This window comes from Thauera phenolivorans (genome assembly GCF_001696715.1).
GTDB classification, from domain to species: domain Bacteria; phylum Pseudomonadota; class Gammaproteobacteria; order Burkholderiales; family Rhodocyclaceae; genus Thauera; species Thauera phenolivorans.
The window spans coordinates 210,701-220,356 of sequence record NZ_MBFM01000001.1; the positions used below are offsets into that span (position 1 = coordinate 210,701).

A 9,656-nucleotide genomic window follows, 5' to 3' on the forward strand; every position below is an offset into this window, starting at 1 on the left:
GGTGCGCGGTCCGCGTGGTCATCGGATCGACCGTTCGGACGTCGGTGCCCTGTTCGACAACCTGATCGCGCTGGGCGCTCGCGGCAGTGTCGGTACGGTGGAGGAAGGCGGCGAAGACGCGCAGGCTTCACGGGTACTCGAGGTGATCGGCGACGCGGGCGCCGCGGTCGCCGGCGTTCACCGCTACCGTCTGCGGCTCGCCACCGACAGTCTCTTCCCGCAGCGGGTACAGAGCTTCGCCACCAGCGGCAGACCGATCGAAACGGTCGACTTCGAGGCGGTCGAACTCGACGTCGAGCTGCCCGATCACCTTTTCCGGGCCTGAGCATCGCGCCGGCCCTTACCGGAGACCCCTCTTGCCGAAGCATCCGCTCCGCCAGTTCACCGCCGCGCTGTTCGCCGCCGTCCTGTGCACCGCGCCGGCGGCTGCGCCCCCCTCCCAATGGCAGGGTGCGGCTTTCGCCGGCGACCGCGCCACGCTCGAAAAGCTAGCCGCCGCCGGCGGCCGGGTTGTGCGCGTCTATCACCACGACACCGACGCCTGGGTGCTCGACGAGGCGGCGCGCCTCGGCCTGAAGGTGGTGATGGGGCTGTGGGTCGCACATCCGCGCCACGGCTTCCGCATCGACGACGCCGCGGCGGTGGCGGCGCAGGAGCGCGACCTCCGCGCCTTCGTCGAGCGCCACCGCAATCATCCGGCCCTGCTCGCCTGGGGCGTGGGCAACGAGGTCGAGATCGGCGAACGCGATCCGCTGCCGATGTGGCGCGAGATCGACCGCCTGGCCGGCATCGTCAAGCGACTCGACCCGGCGCATCCGACCCTGATGTCGGTGGCCGACACCGGCGACGAGCAACTGCGCCTGCTCGCGGACTGCTGCGCCAGCGTCGACCTGCTGGGCATCAACCTCTACGGCGGCGCGGTGTTCGCCCTGCCCGGCCGGCTGCGTGCAGCAGCGATCACCAAGCCGGTGGTGGTCACCGAGTTCGGGCCGCTCGGCCAGTGGCAGGCGGGGCGCAAGCCGTGGGGGGCGCCGGTCGAGCCCACCAGCACCGAGAAGGCCGCCTTTTACCGCGAGGCACTTGCCTTCCTCGCCCGCCAGCCGCAGGTGACGGGCAGCTTTCCATTCCTGTGGGGCGCGAAGCAGGAACAGACCGGGACCTGGCACGGCCTGCTGCTGGCTGACGGCAGCCTCACCGCGATGACCGACGCCCTGAGCGAAGCCTGGGGCCGCAGGGTCAGCGAGCCCGCCCCGCGGATCCGCGGCATCGGTATCGCCGCCGACGCGTTCGACCCCGGCCAGGAGATCTCGGCCGGGGTCGATGCGGTCTCCTTCGACGGTTCGCCGCTGCGCACCGAATGGAAGGTGGTGGCCGAGTCGGCCGGCCGCGCCCCGCACGATGACCTCGAGCCGCCGCCGGCGCGCATCCCGGTGCGCGTTCTGCATGCTGACGCCGCCACCGTCCGCTTCGTCGGCCCCGAACGGCCCGGCGCGTACCGGCTGTTCATGACGATTCGCGACCGCAAGGGCAAGGCGGCGACCGCCAACCTGCCCTTCCTGGTGCGCTGAGCGCGCGCCGCCCGCGGCGAAGCGCGGCCGCTACAATGGTCCCGAACCGTCGCCACCGGAGTCGACCATGCCCGTCCCCGCCGTCCCGCTCGCCCCATCCGTATCGCGCCTGCTGCTGCTCGTCCTCGCCCTCCTGGCGATGACCGCGCTCGGCGGATGCGCCTCCCTGCCCGATCGCGACCCGCTGCGGATCGACGTCGTGGGCATCGAACCGATGCGGGGCGAAGGCCTGGAGTTGCGCTTCGCGGTGAAGCTCAGGGTGCAGAATCCGAACGACAGCGCGATCGTGTATGACGGCGTCGCCGTCGAACTGGATGTGAACGACCTCAGCTTCGCGAGCGGGGTCAGCGACCAGCGCGGAAGCGTGCCACGCTTCGGCGAGACCGTGCTGACCGTGCCGGTCAGTGTGTCAGCGCTGGCGGCAGTGCGCCAGGCCCTCGGGCTGGCCGAGAACGCTGATCTGGAGGATCTTCCCTACGTACTGCGCGGCAAGCTCGCCGGCGGCCTGTTCGGCACCGTGCGCTTCAGCGACGAGGGACGGCTGAGCCTCGCGGCACCGCGCAGCGGCAAGCGCTGAACCGGCTTCAGTCCTCGCGCGGCGCAGCCTCGCGCTGCGCCTTCTCCGCCCATAGCGCGCGGGCGAAGGCCTTCCACACGATGCCGCCGTGGCTCTCGTAGCCCATGTCGGCGGCGGTCTCCTCCATCGTGCGCAGCATCAGCGCAGCGAGGCCGAAGAGTTCGAGCTTCGCGCGCGCGCGGTAGTCGGTGGTGTCGGCGGCGAGCGCCGCATGCGCCTCGCTACCGGCCAGCGCCTCGCGCGCGAGGGCGCGCACCTGCGCATCGTTGCTCCAGTCGATCCCCAGGGCCACCGCAGTCCGCTCGATCTGGAGCTCGATCTCGCCGAGTGTGCGTTGGTGATTCTCGAACCCGCTCATGGCCTGCTCACCGTTCCCCGCGCGCCTCAGGCGGCGCCGCAAAGCAAAACGCCAACCCTGTTGGGTTGGCGAGTCCGCTTGATTCCATTGGTGCCGGTGATAGGAGTCGAACCTACGACCTTCGCATTACGAATGCGCTGCTCTACCAACTGAGCTACACCGGCGAAGAGCGCGGAATATACCGCACGCCGCGGGCCGCATCAAGCCGTGTTCGATTCCGGTCCCCACGGATGGGGCTCAGGCGCGCGCCTCACCCCCGCGGTAGGCCGACATGTCGATGCCGAAGCGGCCGATCTTGTCGTAGAGCGTCTTGCGCGGCACTGCCAGGGCCTCGGCGGCCGCAGCCACGTCGCCATTGCACTGGCGCAGGGCGTTGTCGATGAGCAGGTGCTCGAAGGCGGCGAGGCGCTGGGCCAGCCCGGCGCCCTCGACGGCTGCGAGCTCGGCGCCCGGTCGCCACACCCCGAGTACCAGACGATCGGCCACATGCTGCAGCTCGCGTACATTGCCCGGCCAGTCCTGGCCCATCAGCCAGTCGAATACCGCCGGCGACAGCGCGGGAGGCGGCCGATGGTAGCGCTCGGCGGCCTCCAGGCAGAAGGCGGAGAAAAGCTGCGGAATGTCTTCGCGCCTGGCGCGCAACGGGGGCAGCCCGATGGTGACGACATTGAGCCGGTAATAGAGGTCGGCGCGGAAACGCCCCGCCGCCACCTCCGCCTTCAGATCGAGCTTGGTCGCCGCCACCACCCGGCAATCGACCGGGACGAGGCGGTTGGCGCCCAGACGCTCGACGACCCGCTCCTGCAGCACGCGCAGCAACTTGGCCTGCAGCGGCAGAGCCATGCCCTCGATCTCGTCGAGGAAGAGCGTGCCGCCGCTGGCGTGCTCGATCTTGCCGGCGCGGCTGCGCGTGGCGCCGGTGTACGCGCCCGGCTCGACACCGAACATTTCGCTCTCGAACACGCTCTCGGGCAAGGCGGCGCAGTTGATCGCGACGAAGTTGCCGCTGCGGCGGCGCCCCGCCTCATGCAGGCCGCGCGCCACGCGTTCCTTGCCGGTGCCGGTCTCGCCTTCGATCAGCACGTCGACGTCGGTATCGCCGAGCTCGATCACCAGCCGGCGCACGTTCCGCATCCCCCCACTGTCGCCGATCAGCCCGCCGACACCGTCCGCCTGCGCCAGACGCGCTTTCAGCGCGCGGTTCTCCAGCACCAGGCGGCGCTTTTCCATCGCCCGGCCGACCACCTCGACCAGATGCTCGGGCGCGAACGGCTTCTCGATGAAGTCGTAGGCGCCGGTGCGCATCGCCTCGACCGCCATGCCGACGTCGCCGTGGCCGGTGACGAGGATGACCGGCAGGTCGGGGTCGATCTCGCTCGCCCGCCGCAGCAGGCTCATGCCATCCATGCCCGGCAGGCGCACATCGGTGACGAGCACGACCGCGCGCTCGGTGCCGAGCTCCGCCAGCGCGGCTTCCGCGCGCGGAAAATCGATGACATCCATGTCCGCGAGGGCGAAGGTCTGCCGCCCCGCGGCGCGCACCGCTTCGTCGTCCTCCACATAGACGACGCGGATCGCCTGTTCGCTCATGCCCTGTTTTCCTTGGTGATTCGTGCGCCCTCGCGCCCGACCGGCCAGCTCGCCCGCACCAGTGCGCCGCCGCCCGCGCGATCGAGCACCTCGAGCCGCCCGCCCGAGGCCTCGACCAGATCGCCGACGATGGAAAGGCCGAGCCCCAATCCCTGCCCGAGCGGCTTGGTCGAAAAGAAGGGCTGCAAGATACGCTCGCGCAGCGCGGCATCGATGCCCGGTCCATTGTCCGCGACTTCGAGGCACCGGCGACCGTCGGAGATGCGGGTGCGCAACTCGATCCGTCCGTCGGTACGACCGACCAGCGCATCGAGCGCATTGCCGACCAGATTCGACATCACCTGCTCCAGCGCCTGAGGCTGCAGCGGAAACTGCAGCCCGGCGTCCTCGGTAGCGAGCCGCACCCCCGCCTTGGCGAGGCGCTCGCGGAACCAGCCCTCAACCACCTGCATCGCCTGCGCGGCGGACGCGCTGCCGCCGCTCGCCTGCTGGCGCGACGCGAACACCTTGAGCTGGGAGGTGAGCCGGGCCATGCGCTCGACCAGGCCGATGATCTGCTGCAGGTTGTCGCGCAGCGGTTCGAGCCGCCCGCGCTCGAGGAAGGTGAGCGCGTTGCCGGCGAAGCTGCGCATCGCGGCGAGGGGCTGGTTGATTTCGTGCGCGACGCCCGCCGCCATCTGGCCGAGGGCGGCGAGACGGTTGGCCTCGATCAGCGCGCGCTGCGCGCTGCGCAATCTTTGCTCGGCCGACGTGCGCTCGGAGATCTCACGCAACAGCTGCTCGTTGGTGGCGGCGAGATCGGCGGTGCGCTCGGCCACGATGCGTTCAAGTTCGGCCTGCGCGGCCAGGCGCTCGCGCAGGCGCCGCACCCGCTGCCGCCAGTACAGCCCAGCGGCCAGCAGGACGCTCAGGACGAGGCCCACGCCGGCCACCGACTGCCATGCCGCGGCGCGCACCGGCGCGGTCTCCTGCAGCATCAGCATGCGCCAGTCGAGCCAGTCCAGCGCACGGCTGCCGACCACGTACTCGGCGCGTCCGATTCTCGCGCGCCCCGCATCCGCCCAGTGCATCGCCAGCGGGGTCAGCGCGGCGGAATAGTACTGGCGCGTCCGCTCCAGTTCGCTCCGCGAGGCGTCCGTGAGCGGCGCGAGGGTGCCGAACTTCCAGTCCGCGTTCGAAGTCAGCGCCACCACGCCGTGACCGTCGACGACCATCACCGACTCGCCGCTGTCGGCCCATGTCCGTTCGAGCTCGGTCAGTTCCACCTTCACCGCGAGTACGCCGATCACCCCGTGCGGGTCATGCACCGGGTGGGCGATGAAAAAGCCGGGGACCCGGGTCGTGGCGCCGACGGCGAAGAAGCGCCCGGCGCTGCCCGTCAGCGCATCCCGGAAATACGGGCGGAAGGCGTAGTTCTCGCCGACGAAGGAGTCCTGCCGACGCCAATTGCTCGCTGCGAGCGTGTTGCCGTCCGCAGCGATCAGGTAGAGCATGCCGGCCCCCGCGCGATCGTTGATCTGCTCGAGCAGGGCATTGCTGCGCGCGAGCAGGTCAGGATTGTGCGGATCGGCAAGAAGTGCGTGCAGCAGCGGGTGCTGGGCGAGCGTCGAGGGCAGGCTCTCGAAACGCAGCAAGGCGGCGTCGAGGCTTGCCGACAAGAGGGCGAGTCGTTGCGCCGCATGGCGCGACAACTCGTCCATGCCGGACGTCAGCCGGTAGGCATGCACCGCCCAAGCCAGCGGCAGCACGATCGCCAGAAGCGCCATCGCGCGCGCGAAGGGAAGCCGGTGCGGACTGGGACGCATGCGGGGGGATCTCCGATCAGTATGACGGACCGCGTACCGCCGCGGCCGGCATTGTGCACGCGCGCAGCTCGGTCACGCCACCGTCCGACGGCAGGAGCGCCGCGAGCGGGTGGCAGGCGCCGGCCTCATCGCACCAGTCGTAGTCGGCCGTATGCTCGGAGCGGGTCAGGCGCAGCAGCGTGTGGCGCGTCCCCGGATGCCAGACCCACACGCCGTCCTGCAGGACCGCGCCCGGCGGTGGCTCCATGCCGGCGCCATGGCCGCGGACGCGCACGGTCTGCAGCACCAGCGCTTCGCCCTCGACCCGCCACACTTCCTCCCAGCGTACCCGTTCGATCGAATGCGTCCAAGCCAGCGTAAAGGCGTTTGCCACCAGCGCCGCAGTCGCGACACTGGTGGCGAGACACACACCCATCACACGCCCCTCACACCGTGAGGGCCTGCGCGCTGCGCGAGCGCCAGATGTGCCAGCCGAGGACCAGGGCCGCGAGCGCGAAGCCCACCTCGTCGGTGACCGGCAGGGCCACGACCAGCGTCGTGGCGGCGACGAAGCAGAGCGCGCGCTCGAGCGGATTCATCGGTGAGCGGAAGTGCCCCACCACCGCCATCCCCCACAGCATGACCGCGAGCAGCGCCTTGAACACGACGTAGATCGTCGCGTCCAGCCCCTTGTCGCCCTGCAGCATCAGCTCGGGCGCATAGACCGCCATGTAGGGCACGACGAAGCCGGCGATCGCGATCTGCACCGCTCGCACGCCGATCTTGAGCCCGCTCTCCTTGGCGATCGGCGCCGCGGCAAAGGCGGCGAGCGCGACTGGCGGCGTCAGGTCGGCCATGATGCCGAAGTAGAAGACGAACATGTGCGACACGATCAGCGGCACGCCGAGGTCGAGCAGCGCGGGCGCGGCGATCGAGCTGGTGATGATGTAGTTCGGGATCGTCGGGATGCCCATCCCCAGCACGAGGCAGGTCAGCATCGTCAGCACCAGGGACAGGAACAGGCTGTCCTGGCCGACCTGGATGATGTAGCCGGCGAAGGTGGTGGCACCGCCGGTGAGCGTCAGCGAGCCGATGATCACCCCCACCAGCGCGCAGGCCACGCCGACCGGGAGGGCGTGCAGCGCGCCCTCCACCAGCGCGGTCACCGCCACCTTCAGCGTGTCCCGCCCGTCCTTGCGCAGCGCCAGCAACACCGCCAGCACTGCGACCACGACCACCACCGAGATAATGCCGACCTTGGCGAAGGCTGAGCAGGCCAGGCCGAGCGCGACCCAGAACACCAGCCGCAAGGAGGTGCCGTTGAGCCCCTTCGCGAACGAGGCGCCGAAGATCAGCACCACGGTGAGCGCGAGGCCGAACATGCCCGCGAACATCGGCGTGAAGCCGGCGAACAGCAGGTAGACCAGCCCGGCGAGCGGCAACAACAGGTACCAACGTGCCTTGACTGCGACCCACGGATCGGGGCAGTCCTCCTTCGGCAGGCCCTTCAGCCCTGCCCGGCCCGCCTCGAGATGCACCATCCAGAACACGGTGAAGAAATAGAGCGTGGCCGGAATCGCCGCCGCCTTGGCGATCTCGACATAGGGCACGTTGATGGTCTCGGCCATGATGAAGGCCACCGCGCCCATCACCGGCGGCATGATCTGCCCGCCCATCGAGCTGGTCGCCTCGACCGCGCCGGCGAAGGCCGGCTTGTAGCCGAACTGCTTCATCAGCGGGATGGTGAACTGGCCGGTGGTAACCACGTTCGCCACCCCCGAACCGTTGATCGTGCCCATCAGGCCCGACGACACCACCGACACCTTCGCCGGTCCGCCCTTGGTATGGCCGACCGTGCCGAGCGCGAAGTCGGTGAACAGCGTGATCATGCCCGCCTGCTCGAGGAAGGCGCCGAACAGGATGAAGAGGAAGATGTAGCTTGACGACACGTAGGTCGGTGTGCCGTAGATGCCTTCGGTGCCGAAGGCGAGCTGGCCGACCACCTGGTCGAGGCCGTAGCCGCGGTGTGCGAGCGCGCCCGGCAGGTGCTCGCCGAACAGCGCATAGCCCAGAAACATCAGGCAGATCAGCGGCAAGGCCATGCCCATGATGCGGCGCGCCGCCTCGAACACGAGCACGATGGTGACGACGCCCACCGCCATGTCGGTGTCGGTCAGCTCGCCCGCGCGGGCGACCAGCTCGGCCTCGTAGATCCAGTGATAGGTCGCCAGCAGCAGCGCGCCGAAGCCGACCGCCTTGGTGACGATGCTCGTGCGACCCTGGCCACCCCTGAGCGGGTAGAGCAGGAAGGTCAGCAGCAGCAGGAAGCCGACGTGCAGCGCACGCACCACGGTGCTGGACAGCGGACTGAACGCTGAGGAGACGAGCTGGAACACTGAAAACAGGATGGCGCTGTAGAAAACGACGCGCAGCATCCCCTTGCCTGCCTCGACGGCAGGCGAATTGCTAGATGTACTCATGGCGGTCCCGGGCAGACGTTCGGCGGGCGGACGACTGCCGCCGCGCGGGACGATGATGGCCCGGCGCGACGGCAGAACGGGTGGAAAGGCTTACTCGATCAGGCCCTTCTCGCGATAGAACTTCTCGGCACCGGGGTGCAGGGGAATCGGCAGCCCCTCGGCCGCCTTCTCGAGCTTGATCTGGCGCGCCGCGGAGTGCGAATTGCCGAGACGCTCGAGGTTGTCGTAGATGCCCTTGGTCATCTGGTAGGCCACTTCCTCGGAGACCTTTTCGTGGGTCACGAGCAGGTTGTTGATGGCGACGGTGTCGACATCGGCCGACTGACCCTCATAGGTGTCCGCCGGCAGCCTGGCCGTCTGGTAGGCGGGATCGCCCACCTTTGCCACCACCTCGGCCGGCACCGGGACGAAGTTCACCTTCACCGCCGCCGAAAGGTCGCGCAGCGCAGCGACGCCGAGGCCCGCGGACTGCAGCGTGACGTCGATCTGGCGGTTCTTCATCAGTTCGACCGACTCGCCGAAGGGCAGGTATTCGACCTTGGCGAAATCGGCGTACGACAGGCCGGCGGCCTTCAGGATGGCACGCGCATTGATCTCCGTCCCCGAGCGCGGCGCACCCACCGAGATGCGCTTGCCCTTGAGGTCGGCGAGCGACTTCACGTTGGCGTCCGCAAGCGCGACGATCTGGATGTAGTTGGGATACACGGAGGCGATCGCGCGCAGCCTGTCGAGCGGCTTGGTGAAGCCCGCATCCGCGTTGCCCTTCCACGCGTCCGACACCGAGTCGGCAAGCGAGAAGCCGATTTCGCCGCGACCCGCCTGCAGCAGGTTGAGGTTCTCGGCCGAGGCCTTGGTCGCCTGCACCTGCACCTTGCTGTCGGCAATGACCTCACCGTAGATCTGCGACAGGGTCACACCCAGCGGGTAATAGACGCCACTCGTGCCGCCGGTGAGCACATTGACGAAGGTCGCCGCCGAAGCGGCCGAGGTGGCCGCGACGAAGGCGGTGCCGATCACACACTTGCGGATCACGGATTTCATCTGGGAGTCTCCTCGATAAGTCTTGGTTATTTGCCCATCAATGGACATGTACGCTCATGCAAGTCTCGTGCCATTCGTCAGGCGACAGCGTCCGCGACTTTTCCCCGCCCTGACAGAGGGTGCGCCGGCCGCTCGACCGGCGGGAGGCGCGGCCAAGGCGGATTCCCGGAATCGGAGGGGCAGGACAGTCGGGGATCCCGCACACTGCACTGCACAAGCGTGGAACCGCCGCCAGCCGCCACTCATCGCACCTCCTTT

General features: G+C 69.2%; 8 protein-coding genes, 1 tRNA gene and 1 pseudogene. 3 read left to right on the plus strand and 7 right to left on the minus strand.

Annotated elements, in window-relative coordinates; all coding sequences use genetic code 11:
- The 3 genes and pseudogenes from BB334_RS18335 to BB334_RS00955 form a co-directional block, all read left to right on the plus strand.
- Positions 1-325, plus strand: a pseudogene (locus BB334_RS18335) (hypothetical protein); the annotation flags it as partial.
- A 31-nt stretch (positions 326-356) separates the two neighbouring features.
- A complete protein-coding gene (locus BB334_RS00950; protein ID WP_108722482.1) occupies positions 357-1,568 on the plus strand; it encodes a glycoside hydrolase family 2 TIM barrel-domain containing protein in 1,212 nt (403 codons plus the stop codon).
- 67 nt (positions 1,569-1,635) lie between these two features.
- Positions 1,636-2,145 carry an LEA type 2 family protein gene (locus BB334_RS00955; RefSeq protein WP_068803429.1) on the plus strand — a complete coding sequence of 170 codons (510 nt, stop codon included), beginning with the start codon at positions 1,636-1,638 and terminating at the stop codon, positions 2,143-2,145.
- A gap of 7 nt (positions 2,146-2,152) precedes the next feature.
- Here BB334_RS00955 and BB334_RS00960 read toward each other — a convergent pair whose 3' ends face one another.
- The 7 genes from BB334_RS00960 to BB334_RS00990 form a co-directional block, all read right to left on the minus strand.
- Positions 2,153-2,503 carry a hypothetical protein gene (locus BB334_RS00960; protein ID WP_068803430.1) on the minus strand — a complete coding sequence of 117 codons (351 nt, stop codon included), beginning with the start codon at positions 2,501-2,503 and terminating at the stop codon, positions 2,153-2,155.
- A gap of 88 nt (positions 2,504-2,591) precedes the next feature.
- Positions 2,592-2,667 (minus strand) — tRNA-Thr (locus BB334_RS00965).
- Between the two features lie 73 nt (positions 2,668-2,740).
- Positions 2,741-4,093 carry a sigma-54-dependent transcriptional regulator gene (locus BB334_RS00970; RefSeq protein WP_068803431.1) on the minus strand — a complete coding sequence of 451 codons (1,353 nt, stop codon included), beginning with the start codon at positions 4,091-4,093 and terminating at the stop codon, positions 2,741-2,743.
- Positions 4,090-5,898 carry a sensor histidine kinase gene (locus BB334_RS00975; RefSeq protein ID WP_068803432.1) on the minus strand — a complete coding sequence of 603 codons (1,809 nt, stop codon included), beginning with the start codon at positions 5,896-5,898 and terminating at the stop codon, positions 4,090-4,092. The genes BB334_RS00970 and BB334_RS00975 overlap by 4 nt, the downstream gene beginning before the upstream one ends.
- A 16-nt stretch (positions 5,899-5,914) precedes the next feature.
- Entirely contained in the window at positions 5,915-6,271 is a 357-nt protein-coding gene (locus BB334_RS00980; RefSeq protein ID WP_232756620.1) for a DUF1850 domain-containing protein, read from the minus strand.
- Between the two features lie 52 nt (positions 6,272-6,323).
- Positions 6,324-8,357, minus strand: a complete 2,034-nt coding sequence (locus tag BB334_RS00985) for a TRAP transporter permease (RefSeq protein ID WP_068803434.1) — start codon at positions 8,355-8,357, stop codon at positions 6,324-6,326.
- A gap of 90 nt (positions 8,358-8,447) precedes the next feature.
- Positions 8,448-9,398 carry a TAXI family TRAP transporter solute-binding subunit gene (locus BB334_RS00990; protein ID WP_068803435.1) on the minus strand — a complete coding sequence of 317 codons (951 nt, stop codon included), beginning with the start codon at positions 9,396-9,398 and terminating at the stop codon, positions 8,448-8,450.
- Between the last annotated feature and the right edge of the window lie 258 nt (positions 9,399-9,656).